Annotated in this window: 11 protein-coding genes, 4 tRNA genes and 6 rRNA genes; 14 read left to right on the top strand and 7 right to left on the bottom strand. The window is 51.8% G+C overall.

Features of this window, described 5'->3' with window-relative positions:
* Positions 1-46: 46 nt before the first annotated feature.
* Entirely contained in the window at positions 47-904 is an 858-nt protein-coding gene (locus L103DPR2_RS00315; RefSeq protein WP_055359227.1) for a creatininase family protein, read from the top strand.
* Between the two features lie 30 nt (positions 905-934).
* Here L103DPR2_RS00315 and L103DPR2_RS00310 read toward each other — a convergent pair whose 3' ends face one another.
* The 5 genes from L103DPR2_RS00310 to L103DPR2_RS00290 all read right to left on the bottom strand — a co-directional run bounded on the left by L103DPR2_RS00310 (position 935) and on the right by L103DPR2_RS00290 (position 6,438).
* Positions 935-2,044: a hypothetical protein gene (locus L103DPR2_RS00310; RefSeq protein ID WP_156339833.1), complete on the bottom strand. Its 1,110-nt coding sequence runs from the start codon at positions 2,042-2,044 to the stop codon at positions 935-937.
* An 88-nt stretch (positions 2,045-2,132) separates the two neighbouring features.
* Positions 2,133-2,819 (bottom strand): histidine phosphatase family protein, encoded by a 687-nt coding sequence (locus L103DPR2_RS00305; RefSeq protein ID WP_055359225.1) that lies wholly within the window; start codon positions 2,817-2,819, stop codon positions 2,133-2,135.
* A gap of 5 nt (positions 2,820-2,824) precedes the next feature.
* The gene (locus L103DPR2_RS00300; RefSeq protein WP_055359224.1) at positions 2,825-3,778 is read right to left on the bottom strand and encodes a PhzF family phenazine biosynthesis protein; all 954 of its coding nucleotides are present in this window, start codon (positions 3,776-3,778) and stop codon (positions 2,825-2,827) included.
* A gap of 15 nt (positions 3,779-3,793) precedes the next feature.
* A complete protein-coding gene (locus L103DPR2_RS00295; protein ID WP_055359223.1) occupies positions 3,794-4,411 on the bottom strand; it encodes a LysE family translocator in 618 nt (205 codons plus the stop codon).
* Positions 4,412-4,455: 44 nt separating this feature from the next.
* Complete coding sequence (locus L103DPR2_RS00290; RefSeq protein WP_055359222.1) at positions 4,456-6,438, bottom strand: ATP-binding cassette domain-containing protein; 1,983 nt, start codon at positions 6,436-6,438, stop codon at positions 4,456-4,458.
* Positions 6,439-6,971: 533 nt separating this feature from the next.
* Between L103DPR2_RS00290 and L103DPR2_RS00280 the strand changes: the two genes are divergently transcribed.
* The 10 genes from L103DPR2_RS00280 (at position 6,972) to rrf (L103DPR2_RS00235) (ending at position 18,102) form a co-directional block, all read left to right on the top strand.
* Positions 6,972-8,506 (top strand): 16S ribosomal RNA (locus L103DPR2_RS00280).
* Between the two features lie 103 nt (positions 8,507-8,609).
* Positions 8,610-8,686: transfer RNA gene (locus tag L103DPR2_RS00275), tRNA-Ile, on the top strand.
* 29 nt (positions 8,687-8,715) lie between these two features.
* A tRNA-Ala gene (locus L103DPR2_RS00270) sits at positions 8,716-8,791 on the top strand.
* A 410-nt stretch (positions 8,792-9,201) separates the two neighbouring features.
* A 23S ribosomal RNA gene (locus tag L103DPR2_RS00265) occupies positions 9,202-12,080 on the top strand.
* Positions 12,081-12,248: 168 nt separating this feature from the next.
* Positions 12,249-12,361 (top strand): 5S ribosomal RNA (rrf, locus tag L103DPR2_RS00260).
* Between the two features lie 351 nt (positions 12,362-12,712).
* Positions 12,713-14,247: ribosomal RNA gene (locus L103DPR2_RS00255) — 16S ribosomal RNA — on the top strand.
* A 103-nt stretch (positions 14,248-14,350) separates the two neighbouring features.
* A tRNA-Ile gene (locus tag L103DPR2_RS00250) sits at positions 14,351-14,427 on the top strand.
* Positions 14,428-14,456: 29 nt separating this feature from the next.
* Positions 14,457-14,532: transfer RNA gene (locus tag L103DPR2_RS00245), tRNA-Ala, on the top strand.
* Between the two features lie 410 nt (positions 14,533-14,942).
* Positions 14,943-17,821, top strand: a 23S ribosomal RNA gene (locus L103DPR2_RS00240).
* A 168-nt stretch (positions 17,822-17,989) separates the two neighbouring features.
* Positions 17,990-18,102, top strand: a 5S ribosomal RNA gene (gene rrf, locus L103DPR2_RS00235).
* The 16S, 23S and 5S rRNA genes sit together here with 4 tRNA genes alongside, the layout of an rRNA operon.
* Positions 18,103-18,194: 92 nt before the next feature.
* Here rrf (L103DPR2_RS00235) and L103DPR2_RS00230 read toward each other — a convergent pair.
* Together L103DPR2_RS00230 and L103DPR2_RS00225 are read right to left on the bottom strand one after the other, a co-directional pair.
* Positions 18,195-19,115: an MBL fold metallo-hydrolase gene (locus L103DPR2_RS00230; protein WP_055359220.1), complete on the bottom strand. Its 921-nt coding sequence runs from the start codon at positions 19,113-19,115 to the stop codon at positions 18,195-18,197.
* Between the two features lie 4 nt (positions 19,116-19,119).
* Entirely contained in the window at positions 19,120-20,808 is a 1,689-nt protein-coding gene (locus L103DPR2_RS00225; RefSeq protein ID WP_055359219.1) for an AMP-binding protein, read from the bottom strand.
* A gap of 181 nt (positions 20,809-20,989) precedes the next feature.
* Between L103DPR2_RS00225 and L103DPR2_RS00220 the strand changes: the two genes are divergently transcribed.
* The 3 genes from L103DPR2_RS00220 to lnt are packed head-to-tail and all read left to right on the top strand — an operon-like array spanning position 20,990 to position 24,383.
* Positions 20,990-21,661: a GNAT family N-acetyltransferase gene (locus L103DPR2_RS00220; RefSeq protein ID WP_231717654.1), complete on the top strand. Its 672-nt coding sequence runs from the start codon at positions 20,990-20,992 to the stop codon at positions 21,659-21,661.
* A 47-nt stretch (positions 21,662-21,708) separates the two neighbouring features.
* On the top strand, positions 21,709-22,647 hold the full coding sequence (locus tag L103DPR2_RS00215; protein ID WP_442915080.1) for an HlyC/CorC family transporter: 939 nt from the start codon (positions 21,709-21,711) through the stop codon (positions 22,645-22,647).
* Positions 22,644-24,383: an apolipoprotein N-acyltransferase gene (gene lnt / locus L103DPR2_RS00210; protein WP_055359218.1), complete on the top strand. Its 1,740-nt coding sequence runs from the start codon at positions 22,644-22,646 to the stop codon at positions 24,381-24,383. Before L103DPR2_RS00215 ends, lnt begins: the two co-directional genes overlap by 4 nt.
* The last annotated feature ends 3 nt before the right edge of the window (positions 24,384-24,386 follow it).

Here is a 24,386-nt window from a genome sequence, read left to right as displayed (position 1 = left end):
CGCAAAATCATTCCCCGAAATGCTGTGCCTCAATTAAACTGACGCCATGAAAAGTTCGTCAGCCAAGCCCACCGCGATCCACTTTTGGTCAGAACTGACCACCCTCGATTTTGCGAGCATCGACACTTCACGCGCCATTGCCGTGTTGCCCCTTGCCGCAACGGAGCAGCATGGCCCCCATTTGCCTTTGTCGGTCGATACAGACATCGTGAACGGGGTGGTGCAGGCCAGTTTGCCTCACCTGCTTGCAAGTCAAGAGGCCAGCGCGGCAGCCTTGCCCGTCTACTTTTTGCCTACCCAAAATGTTGGCCTCAGCCCCGAGCATGCAGCGTTTCCCGGCACACTCACCTTAAAGCCTGACACCTTGATTCGCCTGTGGACCGACATTGCCGAATCCGTGAAAGCAGCAGGTGTCAACAAGTTGGTCTTGTTCAATTCACATGGTGGTCACGTGGGCGCCATGGATGTGGTGGCGCGAGATTTACGTGCCCGATTGGGCATGTTGGTCTACAGCGTCAATTGGTATCAGTTGCCGATGCACAACGCACAAGGCGACGATGTGAATGCTTTGTTCTCTGCACATGAACATCGATTTGGCGTGCACGCCGGCGATGTCGAAACGTCCGTCATGTTGGCCCTTACGCCTCAAAAGGTGCGCATGGCGCTGGCCCAAAATTTTCAATCCATGTCGGAAGAACGAGCCGCCAACTTCCCCATTCTGGGCAACGGGCGCAGTGCCAAACTGGCCTGGCAAATGCAAGACTACAACCCCGCTGGCGCAGCGGGCAACGCAGCTGCCGCTACAGCAGAGAAGGGCCAAGCCTTGTTAGAGGCCGCTGGCCGCTCACTGGCTGCACTGTTGTTGGAAATAGACCGCCTTCCACCTGGCACCCTTCGCAATTGACGAAGGCCATTGGCTTTCTTTAATTGGAAGTTAAGCAATAACGGGCAATTGGAGTTCGCAATCGCCCACGTATATTTGCTGTGGGCACTCGCGGCTGGCATCGAGACAACCACCCTCGGCGTAAATGCCTTTGCCATCGCGCATGCGCATCATCACACCCAAGACATGGTCCATTTTTTGCGGATCTGACAAGGTTTCATTCACACACGCTTCGACGATGTTTTCATCGATCCAAGCTTCGCCATGTGAGTTGGTACGAAGCCCGTCACGCCAGTGGTAAATCTCAACACATTTGGTTGACAGCGTAAATGGCTGATCGTGCTTCCAAAAATTGCTGAACAAGCCGCCGCCCATGTAAATCACCCAAGAGCCCTCATAGCCTGTGACATCGGAGGATGCTTCGTGTGGGTTTCTAAACCAAAGTCGATCGCCGGGTACAAAAAAATGAACCGGCAATGGCGCTTCGAGTGAGCCGTATTCATGCAAGTACACCTCGTGAAACTGGCCAGAACGAACGGCATGCACCTCGTTCAGTTTTTGCATCGCTGCCAGCAATGAAGGGTGGTGCATTTGTGCTTCTTGTGCCAGTCCCAACAAAATCACGTACTCGCTGGCGCGATAGCATGAGAAGTCGTAATGCTTGCCTGTGGTCGCGGCTTGTGTCGCGCAGATCAATGCATGGATCAGGCACGTGCCCGGTTGCAACACAAATCCGGCAGCTTCGTCATAGCGCCAGCAGTCTGCCGGACGCTCAGCCGCTTCAGTTCGAAAGGCGACCGCTGTTTTACTTGCCGCCCTCGCTATGTTTTCTCGAACACGGACTGCACTGGCAAGTGCTTCTGTGTTTTCAAATTCAAATTCATGTGGCGACATGAAGAGCGACCACAGAATTTCTTGCGTTAAATTTTGAGCGTGCGCATGCAAGGACAAGGTGTTGAAATTGGGCGCAAACCTCGCTACCCAATCTTCACGCATGTAGCATCGGGTGATGCCCTCCTGACATTCAACGACCACATCGCGCAGTATGCCATGTGTCTCCAAGAAAGCCTTGCACGCTTGGGTGACGTCTTGCCTAAAGCGAATGCCCATTGTGGGCTTGCCGTTTGAATGATGCGATGACTCGGGTTGCATGCTTGTCATTCTGACAAGAAATATGCGCGGGTCTTATCGGGATAAACACCATCTCAACAGCGATTCGCTTGTGTGGCTCACATCACATGCGTGTGTTTTAAGAATATGTCACCCAGGGGTGATGCGCTGCATCTTCCAAATGAGGCAAGTTGTTATAAGTTAGCAGCATGTGCCTTGAAGGGGAGTAAGTAAATTCGGTCAGTGCGGTGTTGCGGATTCGCAAGTTCAGCTCAATGGCCGTGTCTGCGGGTGCACCCAGTACCAGGCCCACAGCTGTTGAAATGGGGCCGCCACTGGACACCACCAACACTCGGCCTTGGTGGCGCGTTCTGACATGTTGCAACACATCCTGAATGCCTTGTGCAAATTCAGTGTAGCTTGGCATGCCCTTGGGCGCTGTGTCGCCAGCCATCCACTTTTGCAAAGCGGTTCGCAGCAAGCGGAAATGATGTTTGTACATCTCGGGTGTATTGGGCTTGGCCAAGGGCTGGGGATGCACCGTTTCAATCAGTGCATGGCTGTCGTATTCGTTCAGCGCAGGCCAAACTTCTGGCGTCATGTTTAGTTCGGCACCTTCTGCAATGCCTTCCCAAGTTTGACGGTGGCGTTTGAGGCTGCCCATGAGCACGGCATCGAAGTGCAAAGCATCAGGTCGATGACTTGATGCCTGTTTCCAATACTGTCCCAAACGAATGCTCTGGCGCTTGCCCAAGTCACTCAGTTGATCGTAGTCTTCAGCGCCAAAGGAAGCTTGTCCATGACGCACCAATATCAGTTGTCCCATGGTGTTCAGTCTAATGCCACTTGGCCTTCAATGCAGACCACGGTGTCGCCACCGACCCACACTTGGCCTTGCGAATCTTGTTGAATATGGACCCGTCCCTGCCTGCCCAAGGCCTGACCTTGACTGGCCAAGTATTGAGCGGGCATCTTGCCAGAACCGATCAGCCATTGCGCCAAGGAGGCATTCAAACTGCCTGTCACGGGGTCCTCCGTGATCCCGATGGCTGCGGCAAAAGCGCGCACTTCCAAGTTTGGTTCTTTGTCGGCCATGACCGATGAGTTGGCGTTTGAAGCCCTTCCCGCAAATGCCCTCGATTCGCGATTGCTGCGTGAAATCAGCAAACCTGAAGGCGCCTCTTCGTGTTGCGTGATGGCAGCAACGCCCACTTTGATGCCCAATTGTTTCAAAGCCAAATGATCGGGCGACAGCTTGCGGACTGTTTCGGTGCTGTCCAATAAAAACGACCACCATTCAGGCCCATTGTTCAGGATCTGACAAGCGATCACCTGATGGGCTGCAATGCCAAGCGCTTGCACAAGGGCTGACAACTTGTCCTCAGGGATCGCACGCTGCTGTGTGGGGGGGGCTGCAAAAGCCCATCTGCCTTGTTGTGACTCGATGCGAACCAAACCGACGCCGCACTCTTGGACGATCACGCCTTGATCTTGGGGTTGCCCTCCTGCTTTCAGCCAAGCTCGCGCACTGCCCAATGTGGGATGACCTGCAAAAGGCAATTCACCGCCTGGTGTAAAGATGCGCACCTTGTAGTCGGCGCCTTGCGCTTTCGCTTTGGGCGTTGGTGGGAAGAGGAAAGTCGTTTCACTCAATTGGGTCCAGCGCGCAAAACTTTGCATGTGCGCATCACTGAGGCCCGTACCGTCCAAGACAACCGCGACAGGATTGCCCAGATAGGCAACCGGTGTGAACACATCCACTTGTTTGAAGGGTCTCGAAGTCATGCGAGCGATCCGTTTCTACAGACTTGTTTTAAACATCCAGATGGCCGTGAAGACCAAAGCCGCTGCCATGCAGCGATTGAACACCAGCAAGCGGATGCCTTGTGCCAACCATTGTCTAAGCAAACTGCCCATCACAGCGTAGGTCAAATTACTCACCAAGCCAAATCCCATCATGATGGGTAGAAGCACCAAACTTCTGCCCAAGGCATCTTCTTTGCCGGCCACCCAGCCTGCCACGATTGACAGTGCAAGCATCCATGCCTTGATGTTCAGAAATTGAACCCCCACACCTTGAAAGAAGGTGATCGTCAAACGGGCTTCATTTGCGTTGCTGAGTTCTCTGGTGCCCCAGAGACGATAGGCCATCCACAACAAATACAGCGTGCCGCTGATGATGATGACCCAGCGTAAAGCGGGGATGGCCAACACCAAATGTCCAAGGCCCGCCATGCAGAGACTTAACAACAAACCCCAACCCACTGGCACCGCCAAGATGAAGCGCATGGCCGAGCGCAAGCCCTGATTGGCGGCCAGAGCCGTCGACAAGGTGGTGTTGGGCCCTGGTGTAAAGCTAGCCGCGGTCGACAAAATCAACAATGCGGTCAGTTCTTCTGAACTCAGGATGAAATTCATGTCACTGATGGTGGATGTGTGTGAAGTGCTGTGAAGGCCGCCAATTACTTGGCAGAGAGTGTTTCCCAGCGTTCAAGCGCGGCCATCAATTCTGAGTCAATTTCAGCATCTCGCGCATACAAGGCGGTTGCTTTTGCAGGATCTTTGGCAAACAAGCTGCTGTCCTCCAAGGTCAATCGGACTTGCTTCTGCTCATTCTCAAGTGACTCAATCAAACCGGGCAGACTGTCCAATTCGCGTTGTTCTTTGTAGCTGAGCTTGGCTGCGCTTTTTGGGGCAACAGGGGCCGTTGGGGCGGGCTGAACAGAAGCGGTGCTTTTTTCAACTTTTGGTGTGGCTTCCGTTGTGGCTGAGGCTTTAGCCGGCGCACTGGTCGTGCCTTGTAGCGTCCCCGCCAGCTTTGCCGCCGCCGCTTTGTTTTGCGCTTGAATCGTTTGACTGCGCTGTGATTGCGTCAGCCAATCTTGAACCGAGCCTTCGTACTCGCGCCAAAAACCCGGATTTTCATCGCTTGCTTCACAGGCAATGATGCTGGTCACCACGTTGTCCATGAAGGCGCGATCGTGACTGACCAAGAACACGGTGCCTTCGTAGTCTTGCAACAACTCTTCAAGCAATTCCAAGGTGTCGATGTCCAGATCGTTGGTAGGCTCGTCCAGCACCAAGACATTCGCAGGGCGTGCAAAGAGTCTGGCCAATAGCAAGCGATTGCGTTCGCCGCCCGACAAAGACTTCACAGGCGATGTGGCACGCGCTGGTGAAAACAAGAAGTCACCCAAGTAGCTCTTCACGTGTTGGCGCTTGTTGCCAATTTCAATCCATTCGCTGCCTGGGCTAATGAAGTCTTCCAGCGAAGCCTCAAGGTCCAATGCATTTCGCATTTGATCAAAGTAGGCCACCTGAAGATTGGCGCCTTGGCGAATGCTGCCGCTGTCGGCCTGAAGTTCACCCAAGATCATTTTCAACAGCGTTGTTTTGCCGGCGCCGTTGGGTCCCAGCAAGCCGATCTTGTCGCCACGCAACAAGGTGGCGGTAAAGTCTTTCACAATCACTTTCACATCGCCTTCGGGTGACGTGAAAGATTTGCACACATCGCTTAATTCGGCCACCAATTTGCCACTCGGTGCGCCAGATGCTACCTCCATGCGGACACGTCCCACCTGTTCTCTGCGGGCACTGCGCGTGGCGCGCAAATTTTCAAGACGCGCTATGCGACTTTGACTGCGTGTGCGCCGGGCTTCAACGCCTTTGCGAATCCACACTTCTTCTTGTGCCAACAGTTTGTCGGCCTTGGCGCTGATCACGGCCTCTTGCGCCAACTGTTCTTCTTTGTTGATTTGGTATTGCGCAAAGTTGCCCGGATAGCTTCGAAGTCTGCCGCGGTCCAATTCCACAATGCATGTGGCAATGCGGTCCAAGAAAGCGCGGTCGTGCGTAATGGCCACCACACTGCCTTTGAAGTCGATCAGCAATTGCTCTAACCAGGAGATGGAATCCAAGTCCAGGTGATTGGTGGGTTCATCTAACAACAAGACGTCCGGGCGAGTGACCAGTGCTTGTGCCAATGCCACACGTTTGCGATTGCCACCAGAAAGCGTGCCAATCTTGGCAGTGGGGTCCAAATGCAAGCGATGCAATGTCTCCTCAACGCGTTGCTCCCAGCCCCAACCGTCTAGCGATTCGATTTGACTTTGCAGGGCATCCAAATCGCCGACGCAATTGCTGTAATCATCGATCAACTTCATCACGGGTGCAAGGCCGCGCTGAACAGATTCAAAAATTGAGTCTTCAGTTTCTAGCAAGGGCTCTTGCGCCACATAGGCAATGCGAATGCCTTGCTGAACATGCAAGTTGCCATCGTCGGCGTGCTCCATGCCAGCCAGAATTTTCAGAAAGGATGATTTGCCTGTGCCATTGCGGCCAATCAGGCCGATCCGTTCGGATGTTTCGAGCGCAAAGTCTGCGTGATCCAAGAGTGCAACGTGGCCGAAAGCCAGTGATGCGTCCAATAAAGTGATTAAAGCCATTGGCTCATTATCAATGAGGCCGGAAAATTTTTTACAAAACTATTGCCAGCCTCTAAAAAGTAGTGCTATAGTGGAGGGCTTCGCTGCTGACTAGTTGTTTAAGACGTCAACAGCAAGGCTTCCGCCAAAAGCCGTTGAAAAGCATTCATGGTTTTTCAAAGTAGGTGGCAAGTAAAGCCTTGTGGGCAGAGCGGCAACTTGATCAAAAAATCAGTTGCAGTCGAAACCAAGAGGCTGAAAAAATTTTTCAAAAATATGAAAATTTTTTCAAAGCAGGCAAAAAATGCGTGCTATACTGCAAGGCTTCGCTGATCGCAGCGAGTGATGCAAAAACAACAAGGGCTTCGGCCTGAAATTGTTTGCAACGAGATCTTTAAAAATATACAGCCGATAAGCGTGGGCGTTTGATGGCGATTGCCAAGTTCTACGGAACTAAGTCTTAACTGACTTACAAACGCTCATGAGAATAGAAGTGAAGTTCACTTCAATTCCGTTTTTATGAGTTGCTCGAAAGAGCGAAAAAATTCAAGATCGAACTATAGAGTTTGATCCTGGCTCAGATTGAACGCTGGCGGAATGCTTTACACATGCAAGTCGAACGGCAGCACGGACTTCGGTCTGGTGGCGAGTGGCGAACGGGTGAGTAATGTATCGGAACGTGCCCAGTCGTGGGGGATAACGTAGTGAAAATTACGCTAATACCGCATACGATCTATGGATGAAAGCGGGGGATCGCAAGACCTCGCGCGATTGGAGCGGCCGATATCAGATTAGGTAGTTGGTGGGGTAAAGGCCCACCAAGCCAACGATCTGTAGCTGGTCTGAGAGGACGACCAGCCACACTGGAACTGAGACACGGTCCAGACTCCTACGGGAGGCAGCAGTGGGGAATTTTGGACAATGGGCGCAAGCCTGATCCAGCCATTCCGCGTGCAGGATGAAGGCCCTCGGGTTGTAAACTGCTTTTGTACAGAACGAAAAGGTTTCTACTAATACTAGGAGCTCATGACGGTACTGTAAGAATAAGCACCGGCTAACTACGTGCCAGCAGCCGCGGTAATACGTAGGGTGCAAGCGTTAATCGGAATTACTGGGCGTAAAGCGTGCGCAGGCGGTTATATAAGTCAGATGTGAAATCCCCGGGCTCAACCTGGGAACTGCATTTGAGACTGTATAGCTAGAGTACGGCAGAGGGGGATGGAATTCCGCGTGTAGCAGTGAAATGCGTAGATATGCGGAGGAACACCGATGGCGAAGGCAATCCCCTGGGCCTGTACTGACGCTCATGCACGAAAGCGTGGGGAGCAAACAGGATTAGATACCCTGGTAGTCCACGCCCTAAACGATGTCAACTGGTTGTTGGGTCTTAACTGACTCAGTAACGAAGCTAACGCGTGAAGTTGACCGCCTGGGGAGTACGGCCGCAAGGTTGAAACTCAAAGGAATTGACGGGGACCCGCACAAGCGGTGGATGATGTGGTTTAATTCGATGCAACGCGAAAAACCTTACCCACCTTTGACATGTACGGAAGGATCCAGAGATGGATTTGTGCTCGAAAGAGAACCGTAACACAGGTGCTGCATGGCTGTCGTCAGCTCGTGTCGTGAGATGTTGGGTTAAGTCCCGCAACGAGCGCAACCCTTGTCATTAGTTGCTACATTTAGTTGGGCACTCTAATGAGACTGCCGGTGACAAACCGGAGGAAGGTGGGGATGACGTCAAGTCCTCATGGCCCTTATAGGTGGGGCTACACACGTCATACAATGGCTGGTACAAAGGGTTGCCAACCCGCGAGGGGGAGCTAATCCCATAAAACCAGTCGTAGTCCGGATCGCAGTCTGCAACTCGACTGCGTGAAGTCGGAATCGCTAGTAATCGTGGATCAGAATGTCACGGTGAATACGTTCCCGGGTCTTGTACACACCGCCCGTCACACCATGGGAGCGGGTTCTGCCAGAAGTAGTTAGCCTAACCGCAAGGAGGGCGATTACCACGGCAGGGTTCGTGACTGGGGTGAAGTCGTAACAAGGTAGCCGTATCGGAAGGTGCGGCTGGATCACCTCCTTTCTGGAAAAACTGCAATCAAAATTGAACGCTCACACTTATCGGTTGTTGGAAGGTTGTCGCCGACGACATTGGCTTAATGCTGGTGCTGTGACGCGACCGGCTTGGGTCTGTAGCTCAGTTGGTTAGAGCACCGTCTTGATAAGGCGGGGGTCGTTGGTTCGAGACCAACCAGACCCACCAGTCCTTTCACACAAGACACGTAAAAAAACGGGGGATTAGCTCAGCTGGGAGAGCACCTGCTTTGCAAGCAGGGGGTCGTCGGTTCGATCCCGTCATCCTCCACCAATTTATTGTTTGTATTCTTATCGTGGTTGAAGAAATTCATTCAAAACCAAAGTTGCCTTCAATGAGGCTATTTTGGTGTTGATTGGTATCTATCAATTAACAACGAGTCGCAAGACTCACGGCTGTTCTTTAAAAATTCATAGAGTCGAATTAGATGTCATTAAGGGAAACTGCACATTCGTAAAGGTTTAGTGCAGACCGTGCCCTTAATGACGAGATTTTTGATTGCGTCAAAACGAATATTCAAACCTAGTTTGAATTCAGTAATGACGAATAAAGTTCTCGATATGGGCAGCAATGCCTGTGTCAAAGAGTTATTCACATTACGGCATAACGCGTCAGGTGAAAGACCTGACAATCAGTCCTTGAAATAAACGATGGGTTCTCGATAAGAGAAGTCAAAGTTATAGGGTCAAGTGACTAAGAGCACATGGTGGATGCCTTGGCAATGATAGGCGACGAAAGACGTGAAAGCCTGCGATAAGCTTCGGGGAGCTGGCAAATAAGCTTTGATCCGGAGATTTCTGAATGGGGAAACCCACCCTTAGGGGTATCGCATACTGAATACATAGGTATGCGAGGCGAACCGGGTGAACTGAAACATCTCAGTAGCTCGAGGAAAAGACATCAACCGAGATTCCGAAAGTAGTGGCGAGCGAAATTGGAAGAGCCTGTTAGTGATAGCACGATCTTTAGCAAAACAGTCTGGAAAGGCTGACCGTAGGGGGTGATAGTCCCGTATGCGAAAGGGAACGTGTGGTACTAAGTTAACGAAAAGTAGGGCGGGACACGAGAAATCCTGTCTGAATATGGGGGGACCATCCTCCAAGGCTAAATACTCATCATTGACCGATAGTGAACAAGTACCGTGAGGGAAAGGCGAAAAGAACCCCGGGAGGGGAGTGAAATAGATCCTGAAACCGTGTGCTTACAAAAAGTAGGAGCCTCGTAAGGGGTGACTGCGTACCTTTTGTATAATGGGTCAGCGACTTACATTCAGTGGCAAGGTTAACCGAATAGGGAAGCCGTAGAGAAATCGAGTCCGAATAGGGCGTCATAGTCGCTGGGTGTAGACCCGAAACCAAGTGATCTATCCATGGGCAGGATGAAGGTGCCGTAACAGGTACTGGAGGTCCGAACCGACTAATGTTGCAAAATTAGCGGATGACCTGTGGATAGGGGTGAAAGGCTAAACAAACTTGGAAATAGCTGGTTCTCTCCGAAAACTATTTAGGTAGTGCCTCAAGTATTACCGACGGGGGTAGAGCACTGTTTTGGCTAGGGGGTCATGGCGACTTACCAAACCAAGGCAAACTCCGAATACCGTCGAGTACAGCTTGGGAGACAGAGCACCGGGTGCTAACGTCCGGACTCAAGAGGGAAACAACCCAGACCGCCAGCTAAGGTCCCTAAAATTGGCTAAGTGGGAAACGAAGTGGGAAGGCTAAAACAGTCAGGATGTTGGCTTAGAAGCAGCCATCATTTAAAGAAAGCGTAATAGCTCACTGATCGAGTCGTCCTGCGCGGAAGATGTAACGGGGCTAAGCCAGTTACCGAAGCTGCGGATTTGCAATTTATTGCAAGTGGTAGGAGAGCGTTCTGTAGGCCTGTGAAGGTGTCTTGTAAAGGATGCTGGAGGTATCAGAAGTGCGAATGCTGACATGAGTAGCGTTAAAGGGGGTGAAAAGCCCCCTCGCCGTAAGCGCAAGGTTTTCTACGCAACGTTCATCGGCGTAGAGTGAGTCGGCCCCTAAGGCGAGGCAGAGATGCGTAGCTGATGGGAAACAGGTCAATATTCCTGTACCGATTACAAGTGCGATGTGGGGACGGAGAAGGTTAGCTCAGCCAACTGTTGGATATGTTGGTTCAAGCCTGTAGTCATGCCCGGTAGGCAAATCCGCCGGGCTTAGATGAGGGGTGATAAGGAGTCTGCTTGCAGACGAACTGAGTGATACCCTGCTTCCAGGAAAAGCCACTAAGCTTCAGCTTGTAACGACCGTACCGCAAACCGACACTGGTGCGCGAGATGAGTATTCTAAGGCGCTTGAGAGAACTCTGGAGAAGGAACTCGGCAAATTGATACCGTAACTTCGGGAGAAGGTATGCCCCTAGTAGGTGAACTCGAACAGAGGGAGCCCAATGGGGTTGCAAAAAATCGGTGGCTGCGACTGTTTAATAAAAACACAGCACTCTGCAAACACGAAAGTGGACGTATAGGGTGTGACGCCTGCCCGGTGCTGGAAGATTAAATGATGGGGTGCAAGCTCTTGATTGAAGTCCCAGTAAACGGCGGCCGTAACTATAACGGTCCTAAGGTAGCGAAATTCCTTGTCGGGTAAGTTCCGACCTGCACGAATGGCGTAACGATGGCCACACTGTCTCCTCCAGAGACTCAGCGAAGTTGAAATGTTTGTGATGATGCAATCTCCCCGCGGAAAGACGGAAAGACCCCATGAACCTTTACTGTAGCTTTGTATTGGACTTTGAACAGATCTGTGTAGGATAGGTGGGAGGCTTTGAAGCCGGAACGCTAGTTTCGGTGGAGCCAACGTTGAAATACCACCCTGGTGTGTTTGAGGTTCTAACCTAGGTCCATTATCTGGATCGGGGACAGTGCATGGTAGGCAGTTTGACTGGGGCGGTCTCCTCCCAAAGTGTAACGGAGGAGTTCGAAGGTACGCTAGTTACGGTCGGACATCGTGATAATAGTGCAATGGCATAAGCGTGCTTAACTGCGAGACTGACAAGTCGAGCAGATGCGAAAGCAGGACATAGTGATCCGGTGGTTCTGTATGGAAGGGCCATCGCTCAACGGATAAAAGGTACTCTGGGGATAACAGGCTGATACCGCCCAAGAGTTCATATCGACGGCGGTGTTTGGCACCTCGATGTCGGCTCATCTCATCCTGGGGCTGTAGCCGGTCCCAAGGGTATGGCTGTTCGCCATTTAAAGAGGTACGTGAGCTGGGTTTAAAACGTCGTGAGACAGTTTGGTCCCTATCTTCCGTGGGCGCTGCAGATTTGAGGAAGCCTGCTCCTAGTACGAGAGGACCGGAGTGGACACACCTCTGGTGTATCGGTTGTCACGCCAGTGGCATTGCCGAGTAGCTAAGTGTGGAAGAGATAACCGCTGAAAGCATCTAAGCGGGAAACTCGTTTCAAGATGAGATCTGCCGGGGCCTTGAGCCCCCTAAAGAGTCGTTCAAGACCAGGACGTTGATAGGTCAGGTGTGGAAGCGCAGTAATGCGTTAAGCTAACTGATACTAATTGCTCGTGCGGCTTGACCCTATAACTTTGATCGGTTGTTTGCTTGGAAATATTCAGGCAAGCGGCTTCATGATCAAGGAAGTTATGCCAAGTTTGACGCATTCAAAATAAGGCTGAAAAGCCGATCTAATTCGAACTCTGTGAATTTGCTGGTTTGACCGTGGTGGTCAGACGAGCACAAAAGTTTTGCCTGATGACCATAGCGAATTGGTACCACTCCTTCCCATCCCGAACAGGACAGTGAAACGATTCAGCGCCGATGATAGTGCGGGTTCCCGTGTGAAAGTAGGACATCGTCAGGCTCTTATAGCGAGAAACGCCCCATAGAAATATGGGGCGTTTTCTTCAGTACTTTCTAAATCACTTAAAAAGTTTTTGAAAAAGTATTGAAGGAAACGCAAAAATGCGTGCTATACTGCAAGGCTTCGCTGATCGCAGCGAGTGATGCAAAAACAACAAGGGCTTCGGCCTGAAATTGTTTGCAACGAGATCTTTAAAAATATACAGCCGATAAGCGTGGGCGTTTGATGGCGATTGCCAAGTTCTACGGAACTAAGTCTTAACTGACTTACAAACGCTCATGAGAATAGAAGTGAAGTTCACTTCAATTCCGTTTTTATGAGTTGCTCGAAAGAGCGAAAAAATTCAAGATCGAACTATAGAGTTTGATCCTGGCTCAGATTGAACGCTGGCGGAATGCTTTACACATGCAAGTCGAACGGCAGCACGGACTTCGGTCTGGTGGCGAGTGGCGAACGGGTGAGTAATGTATCGGAACGTGCCCAGTCGTGGGGGATAACGTAGTGAAAATTACGCTAATACCGCATACGATCTATGGATGAAAGCGGGGGATCGCAAGACCTCGCGCGATTGGAGCGGCCGATATCAGATTAGGTAGTTGGTGGGGTAAAGGCCCACCAAGCCAACGATCTGTAGCTGGTCTGAGAGGACGACCAGCCACACTGGAACTGAGACACGGTCCAGACTCCTACGGGAGGCAGCAGTGGGGAATTTTGGACAATGGGCGCAAGCCTGATCCAGCCATTCCGCGTGCAGGATGAAGGCCCTCGGGTTGTAAACTGCTTTTGTACAGAACGAAAAGGTTTCTACTAATACTAGGAGCTCATGACGGTACTGTAAGAATAAGCACCGGCTAACTACGTGCCAGCAGCCGCGGTAATACGTAGGGTGCAAGCGTTAATCGGAATTACTGGGCGTAAAGCGTGCGCAGGCGGTTATATAAGTCAGATGTGAAATCCCCGGGCTCAACCTGGGAACTGCATTTGAGACTGTATAGCTAGAGTACGGCAGAGGGGGATGGAATTCCGCGTGTAGCAGTGAAATGCGTAGATATGCGGAGGAACACCGATGGCGAAGGCAATCCCCTGGGCCTGTACTGACGCTCATGCACGAAAGCGTGGGGAGCAAACAGGATTAGATACCCTGGTAGTCCACGCCCTAAACGATGTCAACTGGTTGTTGGGTCTTAACTGACTCAGTAACGAAGCTAACGCGTGAAGTTGACCGCCTGGGGAGTACGGCCGCAAGGTTGAAACTCAAAGGAATTGACGGGGACCCGCACAAGCGGTGGATGATGTGGTTTAATTCGATGCAACGCGAAAAACCTTACCCACCTTTGACATGTACGGAAGGATCCAGAGATGGATTTGTGCTCGAAAGAGAACCGTAACACAGGTGCTGCATGGCTGTCGTCAGCTCGTGTCGTGAGATGTTGGGTTAAGTCCCGCAACGAGCGCAACCCTTGTCATTAGTTGCTACATTTAGTTGGGCACTCTAATGAGACTGCCGGTGACAAACCGGAGGAAGGTGGGGATGACGTCAAGTCCTCATGGCCCTTATAGGTGGGGCTACACACGTCATACAATGGCTGGTACAAAGGGTTGCCAACCCGCGAGGGGGAGCTAATCCCATAAAACCAGTCGTAGTCCGGATCGCAGTCTGCAACTCGACTGCGTGAAGTCGGAATCGCTAGTAATCGTGGATCAGAATGTCACGGTGAATACGTTCCCGGGTCTTGTACACACCGCCCGTCACACCATGGGAGCGGGTTCTGCCAGAAGTAGTTAGCCTAACCGCAAGGAGGGCGATTACCACGGCAGGGTTCGTGACTGGGGTGAAGTCGTAACAAGGTAGCCGTATCGGAAGGTGCGGCTGGATCACCTCCTTTCTGGAAAAACTGCAATCAAAATTGAACGCTCACACTTATCGGTTGTTGGAAGGTTGTCGCCGACGACATTGGCTTAATGCTGGTGCTGTGACGCGACCGGCTTGGGTCTGTAGCTCAGTTGGTTAGAGCACCGTCTTGATAAGGCGGGGGTCGTTGGTTCGAGACCAACCAGACCCACCAGTCCTTTCACACAAGACACGTAAAAAAACGGGGGATTAGCTCAGCTGGGAGAGCACCTGCTTTGCAAGCAGGGGGTCGTCGGTTCGATCCCGTCATCCTCCACCAATTTATTGTTTGTATTCTTATCGTGGTTGAAGAAATTCATTCAAAACCAAAGTTGCCTTCAATGAGGCTATTTTGGTGTTGATTGGTATCTATCAATTAACAACGAGTCGCAAGACTCACGGCTGTTCTTTAAAAATTCATAGAGTCGAATTAGATGTCATTAAGGGAAACTGCACATTCGTAAAGGTTTAGTGCAGACCGTGCCCTTAATGACGAGATTTTTGATTGCGTCAAAACGAATATTCAAACCTAGTTTGAATTCAGTAATGACGAATAAAGTTCTCGATATGGGCAGCAATGCCTGTGTCAAAGAGTTATTCACATTACGGCATAACGCGTCAGGTGAAAGACCTGACAATCAGTCCTTGAAATAAACGATGGGTTCTCGATAAGAGAAGTCAAAGTTATAGGGTCAAGTGACTAAGAGCACATGGTGGATGCCTTGGCAATGATAGGCGACGAAAGACGTGAAAGCCTGCGATAAGCTTCGGGGAGCTGGCAAATAAGCTTTGATCCGGAGATTTCTGAATGGGGAAACCCACCCTTAGGGGTATCGCATACTGAATACATAGGTATGCGAGGCGAACCGGGTGAACTGAAACATCTCAGTAGCTCGAGGAAAAGACATCAACCGAGATTCCGAAAGTAGTGGCGAGCGAAATTGGAAGAGCCTGTTAGTGATAGCACGATCTTTAGCAAAACAGTCTGGAAAGGCTGACCGTAGGGGGTGATAGTCCCGTATGCGAAAGGGAACGTGTGGTACTAAGTTAACGAAAAGTAGGGCGGGACACGAGAAATCCTGTCTGAATATGGGGGGACCATCCTCCAAGGCTAAATACTCATCATTGACCGATAGTGAACAAGTACCGTGAGGGAAAGGCGAAAAGAACCCCGGGAGGGGAGTGAAATAGATCCTGAAACCGTGTGCTTACAAAAAGTAGGAGCCTCGTAAGGGGTGACTGCGTACCTTTTGTATAATGGGTCAGCGACTTACATTCAGTGGCAAGGTTAACCGAATAGGGAAGCCGTAGAGAAATCGAGTCCGAATAGGGCGTCATAGTCGCTGGGTGTAGACCCGAAACCAAGTGATCTATCCATGGGCAGGATGAAGGTGCCGTAACAGGTACTGGAGGTCCGAACCGACTAATGTTGCAAAATTAGCGGATGACCTGTGGATAGGGGTGAAAGGCTAAACAAACTTGGAAATAGCTGGTTCTCTCCGAAAACTATTTAGGTAGTGCCTCAAGTATTACCGACGGGGGTAGAGCACTGTTTTGGCTAGGGGGTCATGGCGACTTACCAAACCAAGGCAAACTCCGAATACCGTCGAGTACAGCTTGGGAGACAGAGCACCGGGTGCTAACGTCCGGACTCAAGAGGGAAACAACCCAGACCGCCAGCTAAGGTCCCTAAAATTGGCTAAGTGGGAAACGAAGTGGGAAGGCTAAAACAGTCAGGATGTTGGCTTAGAAGCAGCCATCATTTAAAGAAAGCGTAATAGCTCACTGATCGAGTCGTCCTGCGCGGAAGATGTAACGGGGCTAAGCCAGTTACCGAAGCTGCGGATTTGCAATTTATTGCAAGTGGTAGGAGAGCGTTCTGTAGGCCTGTGAAGGTGTCTTGTAAAGGATGCTGGAGGTATCAGAAGTGCGAATGCTGACATGAGTAGCGTTAAAGGGGGTGAAAAGCCCCCTCGCCGTAAGCGCAAGGTTTTCTACGCAACGTTCATCGGCGTAGAGTGAGTCGGCCCCTAAGGCGAGGCAGAGATGCGTAGCTGATGGGAAACAGGTCAATATTCCTGTACCGATTACAAGTGCGATGTGGGGACGGAGAAGGTTAGCTCAGCCAACTGTTGGATATGTTGGTTCAAGCCTGTAGTCATGCCCGGTAGGCAAATCCGCCGGGCTTAGATGAGGGGTGATAAGGAGTCTGCTTGCAGACGAACTGAGTGATACCCTGCTTCCAGGAAAAGCCACTAAGCTTCAGCTTGTAACGACCGTACCGCAAACCGACACTGGTGCGCGAGATGAGTATTCTAAGGCGCTTGAGAGAACTCTGGAGAAGGAACTCGGCAAATTGATACCGTAACTTCGGGAGAAGGTATGCCCCTAGTAGGTGAACTCGAACAGAGGGAGCCCAATGGGGTTGCAAAAAATCGGTGGCTGCGACTGTTTAATAAAAACACAGCACTCTGCAAACACGAAAGTGGACGTATAGGGTGTGACGCCTGCCCGGTGCTGGAAGATTAAATGATGGGGTGCAAGCTCTTGATTGAAGTCCCAGTAAACGGCGGCCGTAACTATAACGGTCCTAAGGTAGCGAAATTCCTTGTCGGGTAAGTTCCGACCTGCACGAATGGCGTAACGATGGCCACACTGTCTCCTCCAGAGACTCAGCGAAGTTGAAATGTTTGTGATGATGCAATCTCCCCGCGGAAAGACGGAAAGACCCCATGAACCTTTACTGTAGCTTTGTATTGGACTTTGAACAGATCTGTGTAGGATAGGTGGGAGGCTTTGAAGCCGGAACGCTAGTTTCGGTGGAGCCAACGTTGAAATACCACCCTGGTGTGTTTGAGGTTCTAACCTAGGTCCATTATCTGGATCGGGGACAGTGCATGGTAGGCAGTTTGACTGGGGCGGTCTCCTCCCAAAGTGTAACGGAGGAGTTCGAAGGTACGCTAGTTACGGTCGGACATCGTGATAATAGTGCAATGGCATAAGCGTGCTTAACTGCGAGACTGACAAGTCGAGCAGATGCGAAAGCAGGACATAGTGATCCGGTGGTTCTGTATGGAAGGGCCATCGCTCAACGGATAAAAGGTACTCTGGGGATAACAGGCTGATACCGCCCAAGAGTTCATATCGACGGCGGTGTTTGGCACCTCGATGTCGGCTCATCTCATCCTGGGGCTGTAGCCGGTCCCAAGGGTATGGCTGTTCGCCATTTAAAGAGGTACGTGAGCTGGGTTTAAAACGTCGTGAGACAGTTTGGTCCCTATCTTCCGTGGGCGCTGCAGATTTGAGGAAGCCTGCTCCTAGTACGAGAGGACCGGAGTGGACACACCTCTGGTGTATCGGTTGTCACGCCAGTGGCATTGCCGAGTAGCTAAGTGTGGAAGAGATAACCGCTGAAAGCATCTAAGCGGGAAACTCGTTTCAAGATGAGATCTGCCGGGGCCTTGAGCCCCCTAAAGAGTCGTTCAAGACCAGGACGTTGATAGGTCAGGTGTGGAAGCGCAGTAATGCGTTAAGCTAACTGATACTAATTGCTCGTGCGGCTTGACCCTATAACTTTGATCGGTTGTTTGCTTGGAAATATTCAGGCAAGCGGCTTCATGATCAAGGAAGTTATGCCAAGTTTGACGCATTCAAAATAAGGCTGAAAAGCCGATCTAATTCGAACTCTGTGAATTTGCTGGTTTGACCGTGGTGGTCAGACGAGCACAAAAGTTTTGCCTGATGACCATAGCGAATTGGTACCACTCCTTCCCATCCCGAACAGGACAGTGAAACGATTCAGCGCCGATGATAGTGCGGGTTCCCGTGTGAAAGTAGGACATCGTCAGGCTCTTATAGCGAGAAACGCCCCATAGAAATATGGGGCGTTTTTTTTCGTCCAATATTTGCAGTGACCGTTTGGTTCACTGACACCGTCAAGTGTTAAACATTGACGAGCATGTGGCCTTGAAATTCCAATGCTTGGCTTCTTTCCAGGTCTTTCAACATCAGCATCACCCAGTCTGTGATGGGCGAGCCCGCACTGTAGGTGCGGTGCAGTATTTGAAAATAACGAACCTTGCTGGCCCAATCAATGAACTTGTCTTGTTCAATCTGATGCAATTCCAACAGTTTGTATTTCAACAGTACTTTGGCGCCGTACTTGGCGTGTTTCGCGGGATTTTGCACAAAGCCATCCAGTTTGTGTCTGGCATTGGCAAGCGCGGCATCGACCTCTTGAAAAACGGAACCATGTCCTGGAATGACCCAAAGCGGATGCAAAGATTCAATCAAGTCGAGTGTGTTGGCAACTTCTTCAAAGGCAGCAATCCCTTCCATCTCTGGAAACACCACACCAAATCCATTGGCCCACAAAGCATCCGCCGACATCAAAATCCGATGCTGAGGTTCAAACAAAATGACTGAATGCGGATCGTGACCGGGTGCCGACATCACTTGCCAATCCAAGTTGGCCATTCTTAAAGTTTGTCCTGCGTGCAGGACATCAGAAAAACCAAACCTTGGGCAAACTTGTCCTGTTGCGTCATAACTCAAGGCCTCCGCATCCCACGCGGCAACAGCTTTCGATTCGCCAGGCGGAATCAAGGTGTTCAGTTGCGGGTAAGTGCGTTGCAGCAAGGCGTTGCCACCACAGTGATCGCTGTGTAAGTGGGTATTAACCAACCTGTCTAATTGGCGATCACCCAAGGCCTTTTGGATCAGCATCAAGGTTTGATCTTGGTGCGTCACATAGCCACTGTCGACCAGTGTGCTGGAGGCTGCGTCCGTTAAAAGAATGTTGTTGGCCGACAGCCAACCGCGCTCAAAAACTTGCAGTCCAGGAATGTTGAGCGCGTTGGGCATTCAATCAGTGTGTGTTGGTTCGCAGTTCACGTCGCAAAATTTTGCCGACGTTGGACTTGGGCAATTCATCGCGGAATTCAATGTACTTGGGTCGCTTGTAGCCCGTGAGGTTGTCGTGGCAATAACGTGCCACGGCATCTTCGGTCAGCATGCTGTCGCTTCGGACCACAAAGACTTTGATGACTTCGCCTTGCATGCTGTCGGGAATGCCGATGGCGGCACACTCGATCACACCAGGGCACATTGAAATCACATTTTCCAATTCAGATGGGAATACATTGAAGCCGCTGACAATGATCATGTCTTTCTTGCGGTCGACAATTCTGAAGTAACCCTCTTCGTCCATGATGCCCACGTCGCCCGTGCGCATGTAGCCGTCGGGTGTGAAGGCCTTGCGTGTTTCTTCTTCTTGTTTGTAATAGCCGACCATGACGTTGGGTCCGCGAATGCAAATTTCACCCGACTCGCCTTGGGGCAAGCTGTTGCCCGCATCGTCCTTGATGGCCAACTCAATGCTGGGCAATGGCAAACCAATGTTGCCGCTGAACGATGTGCGTGTCACAGGATTGTTGGTGCCAATGGCACAAGTTTCACTCATGCCCCAGCCTTCGATCATGGCACTGCCCGTTGCAGCTTGCCATGCGCGTGCAGTACCTTCAGAGGCCGCCATGCCACCTGCTTGGGTCAAACACAGGTTGGAAAAATCAACCGACTTGAACATGGGATGTTGCAACAAGGCATTGAACAGGGTGTTCACCCCAGGCAACATGTGGAAGGGGCGCTTTTTAAGCGTTTCAATGAACTTGGCAAAGTCGCGGGGATTGGGCACCAAGGTGAGGTGCGAGCCTTGACGAATTGCCAAGAAACACAGCGTCAACGCAAAGATGTGATACAGGGGTAAAGCCGCAATGCTGTTCACTTTGCGCAAATCGGGCAAGCGTTCGAGTGCCGGCGCAAACCATGTCTCGGCTTGCAAGATGGCCGCCACAATGTTGCGGTGGGTGAGCACAGCACCCTTCGACAAGCCTGTCGTACCACCGGTGTATTGCAAAAAGGCAATGTCGTCCAAGGTTTGAGGAACGGTCTTGAAGGACAGGTGACGGCCAGCCGCAATCGCGTCTTTGAAGGAAGTGACTTTGTGATGATCGCCAAGTGGCAGCTCAAACTCGGGCACCATTTTGGCCAAGTGACGAACGGCAAACGTGATCCAACGGCCATATACGGGTCCTAGCAAATCACCCATCGAAGCCAGCACGGTGTGCTTGATTTGGGTGTGCTCAATCACTTCTGCCAAGGTGTGGGCGAAGTTCTCCAGAATCACAATGGCACTGGCGCCGCTGTCTTTCAGCTGGTGCTCTAATTCACGGGCTGTATAAAGCGGGTTGACATTCACGCAGGTATAGCCAGCGCGCAAAATGGCCGCCATGGTGACGGCAAATTGCGGAATATTGGGCAACATCAGGGCCACGCGATCGCCCGGTTTCAGGCCTTGCGCTTGAAACCAAGCGCCCAAAGCTTGAGACAGTTGATCCAACTCGCGGTAAGTCATCCACCGCTCCATGCAGACCGAAAAGGGGCTGTCTCCGTGGTGTTGAAATGCGCGAGTGAGTAAATCTGTTAACGAGGCATACTCGTTGGGGTCAATTTCGTGTTTGACGTTGGCAGGGTAATTCTTAAGCCAAATCTTGTCCATGTACTGCTCCTAGGAATGCTGACATTGTCATCATTCTGCAGAAAGATCACCATGAGGCATTACCCCTGAAGCACGTGCGGAAAACCGCTTTTCGTCCCCTAAGCGACAAAATTGTTGTGGACTTGATGTCCTAGCGCACAGACAGATTTGCAAACTTGTGCAAAAATACGGGTAAACCCTTATGACTCAACTCGCTGCTCTCACCAAATCCCTGTGGCGTCGCTGGATGCTGTGGATCCCTATCCGCATCTTGAGTGCCAAGCATCGGCCCAAGATTGCAGCGCATTTGAAAAGTCTGGGAACGCAGGATCGGTATTTGCGATTTGGCTATCCTGCCACCGATGAGCAGATTGACGGCTACGTCGCCAAATTGGATTTTGTGCGAGACGACATCTACGGCGTCTTCAACCGCCGGCTGCAAATTGTCTCGATGGCGCACTTGGCCTTTTCGGTCGATCCGCAGTGGGCCACCTGTGCCGAGTTTGGGGTGTCGGTTGATCTGAAGATGCGGGGCAGGGGCTTGGGCGCGCGCATGTTCGACCGCGCCATGACCCACGCCCGCAACGAAGGCGTGTCCTTGATGTTCATTCATGCCTTGAGTGAGAACACGCCCATGCTGAAAATTGCGCGAAAAGCCGGTGCCCGTGTTGAGCGCGACGGCAGTGAGAGCGATGCCTACCTGAGCCTTCAGCCTGCCAATTTGGACAGTCAAATGCATGAATTCTTGGAAGAAGGCATGGCCGATTTGGACTTCCAGATCAAAACCCGGGCGCGCCAATTCCTTCAACTGCTCAGAACCATGCAAGAGGTGCGCCGAGGTGTACGCGATGCGCGCCACCAATCCGGCGTTTAATCCGCTATCCTTGAGGTTCTGCAACAACGGCATTTGCCCATTTGACTGTGTCCGACCCTCACCCTGCGCGTTTGAATGAACGTGACGACAAACACGATTCAAAGCACGAGTCGAAACACGACCCAAAGCGTGAATCAAAGCGCGAAGACAAACGCTCTTTTTTGCAAAAACTGGCGGAGTTCATTCACCCAGGTCCCGACTCCAAAGACGAGCTGATCGAAACACTCGCAGAGGCTGAGGACAACGACATCATCAATGCGCAAAGTCGATTCATGCTGGAAGGTGTGATTCGAATGGCCGACATGACGGCAGGCGATGCCATGGTGGCTGCCCCCCGCATGGAGTTGTTGTCGATTGATGCGCCCTTTGATGAGTTGTTGCATCAGGTGATTGACACCGCACATTCCCGATTCCCCGTTTACGAAGGCGACCGCGAGAACATCATTGGCATCTTGATGGCCAAAGATTTGCTCAAGCTGCAACGCGCGCCAGAGCTCAACATTCGGGCACTGTTGCGTCCCGCCGTGTTTGTGCCCGAGAGCAAAGGGCTCAATGATTTGCTCAGGCAGTTCAGGGACAATCGTCAACACTTGGCCATCGTGATTGATGAGTTTGGCCGCACAGCTGGCCTCATCACCATCGAAGATGTGCTCGAAGAAATTGTGGGCGAGATCGAAGACGAATTTGACATCGAAGAAGAAGCCGGCGACATCTTCGGCTTGGCGGATCAAACTTACCGCGTCAGCGGCGACACATCTTTAGAGCGAGTTTCAGAAGCCTTTGGTGTGAAGCTCAACCCCGATGTGGTCGACGAAGAAACACATGACTTTGACACCATCGGCGGCTTGATTGCCCACGAGATGGGGCATGTGCCGCAACGGGGTGAAAAGTTCAGCTTGTCGGGCTTGGATTTTGTGGTTCTGCACACGCGCGGCGGTGCTGTGCGGTGGTTCAAGGTGTCGCCCACCTCTCACCCCAAAAAATGAACATGTGGGCATTCGGCGCTTCATTGTTGGCCGGTGTTTTGCATGGTTTTTCAATGGCATGGCCAGCCTTTGCGTTGGGCGATGCCTTGGGCATTTCGGGGCAATCGTTTGGCACTTTGCAAGGCCTCAGTTTGGCCTGCTTAGGCGCTTTGCTTTTGCAAGCTGCGTCGCAAGAATCTGAACTCACAAACTTCACCAACACGCGTCGCTCAAACCGCACTGGCCCCAAAGCTTGGGCGAACGGCTTCAAGATTGCAGGTCTGTTTGCCACAGCCGCCATGACCTCTACATGGGGCTGGCTGTATGTGTCGATGCATCAATACGGCGGACTGCCTTCATGGCTGGCGTGTTTGGCTGTTGTGCTGCTGGCCATGGCATTGGCCAGCTACTTTGCAATCGCCGGTGGCCTTTGGGTGTTGCTGTATCGCCGTTGGCTCTTGAATGCGCGCCATCAAGAAGGGCGGTATGCCACCCACCCTCAAAGCTTTTTGAGACAGTCTGAATTCAACTTGGCCATGGCAGGTGCCGTGTTGTTTGCGGCCTTGTGGACGCTGGCTGAATTGGCCCGAGGTCAATGGTTCACAGGCTTTCCTTGGGGCGCTGCGGGCTATGCGCATGGACAAAGTAGCTTGGCCGTTTATGCGCCCTGGGTTGGGGTGTATGGCATGGGCGCCATCGCCGCTGGCTTGGCCATGGCGTTGCCGCTGATGCTGTCTGTTTGGATGGCTGGACGCACGCGTGCCTGGCTGTGGTTGTTGGTGCTTTGCGTCTTGTTGGCCGCGTTGATTCCTGCCGCACTTCAGCATTGGCCCCAGTCCTTCACGCAGCCGGCCGGCACCATGAAGGTTCGCCTGCTGCAAGGCAATATTCCGCAAGACGAGAAGTTCATCCCAGGACAAGGCGTGCAGATGGCGCTCAGTTGGTACGGCGAACAATTGCTGTCCAACACAGAGACCTTGGTGGTCACCCCCGAAACGGCCATTCCCGTGTTGCCACAGCAACTCTCGCCTGCCTATTGGCAAACGCTCAACAACAAATACCAGCCGCAAGCCGCCCTGCCTGGCCAGCCCATGGCTGCCCAACTGGCTTTGATCGGCCTGCCCATGGGGGGCGCCAATGTGGGCTACAGCAACTCGGTGTTGGCGTTGGGACCTGACGCCTCAAAGTACCGTTACGACAAACAACATCTGGTGCCCTTTGGTGAATTTGTACCGCCGTTTTTTCAGTGGTTTGTGCGCCTGATGAACATTCCTTTGGGTGACTTTGGCCAGCAGCGTTCTAAGGCTGGTGTGATGACTTGGCAAGGTCAACGTATGTTGCCCCAAATTTGCTACGAAGATTTGTTTGGCGAGGAAGTGGCGAAATACTTTGCGAACGCGGACCAGGCGCCTACCGTGCTGGTGAACATGAGCAATTTGGCGTGGTTTGGCAACACCACCGCGCCCGCCCAACATATCGCCATCTCGCAACTGCGTGCTTTGGAATTTCAACGTCCTGTCATTCGCGCCACCAACACGGGCTTGACCGCTTTGATTGACGCCAAAGGCGAGGTGAAGGCCTCACTGCCTGTGTTCACGCGCGGCGCGTTGGTGGGGGAGTTTGAAGGGCGCACGGGGCTCACGCCTTATGCACAATGGACCTCGCAATGGGGTTTGTGGCCGCTTTGGTTGCTTTGCGGCCTAATTGTTCTTGTTTTGGGGGCGTTTTTCCGGCGCGCTAGGTCTCAGGCGATTTAAAAT

Origin of the sequence: Limnohabitans sp. 103DPR2 (genome assembly GCF_001412575.1) — a bacterium.
Classification (GTDB): Bacteria; Pseudomonadota; Gammaproteobacteria; order Burkholderiales; family Burkholderiaceae_C; genus Limnohabitans_A.
The sequence above is the reverse complement of the archived record's forward strand: the minus strand, read 5'-3'. Positions and strand labels throughout refer to the sequence as shown.

Excerpts from the sequence above, each read along its gene's own strand:
- L103DPR2_RS00310 (WP_156339833.1), bottom strand. The coding sequence starts at position 2,044 with ATGACAAGCATGCAACCCGAGTCATCGCATCATTCAAACGGCAAGCCC.
- L103DPR2_RS00315 (WP_055359227.1), top strand. The coding sequence starts at position 47 with ATGAAAAGTTCGTCAGCCAAGCCCACCGCGATCCACTTTTGGTCAGAA.
- L103DPR2_RS00305 (WP_055359225.1), bottom strand. The coding sequence starts at position 2,819 with ATGGGACAACTGATATTGGTGCGTCATGGACAAGCTTCCTTTGGCGCT.
- L103DPR2_RS00290 (WP_055359222.1), bottom strand. The coding sequence starts at position 6,438 with ATGGCTTTAATCACTTTATTGGACGCATCACTGGCTTTCGGCCACGTT.
- L103DPR2_RS00230 (WP_055359220.1), bottom strand. The coding sequence starts at position 19,115 with ATGCCCAACGCGCTCAACATTCCTGGACTGCAAGTTTTTGAGCGCGGT.
- L103DPR2_RS00220 (WP_231717654.1), top strand. The coding sequence starts at position 20,990 with ATGACTCAACTCGCTGCTCTCACCAAATCCCTGTGGCGTCGCTGGATG.
- L103DPR2_RS00295 (WP_055359223.1), bottom strand. The coding sequence starts at position 4,411 with ATGAATTTCATCCTGAGTTCAGAAGAACTGACCGCATTGTTGATTTTG.
- L103DPR2_RS00300 (WP_055359224.1), bottom strand. The coding sequence starts at position 3,778 with ATGACTTCGAGACCCTTCAAACAAGTGGATGTGTTCACACCGGTTGCC.
- lnt (WP_055359218.1), top strand. The coding sequence starts at position 22,644 with ATGAACATGTGGGCATTCGGCGCTTCATTGTTGGCCGGTGTTTTGCAT.
- L103DPR2_RS00225 (WP_055359219.1), bottom strand. The coding sequence starts at position 20,808 with ATGGACAAGATTTGGCTTAAGAATTACCCTGCCAACGTCAAACACGAA.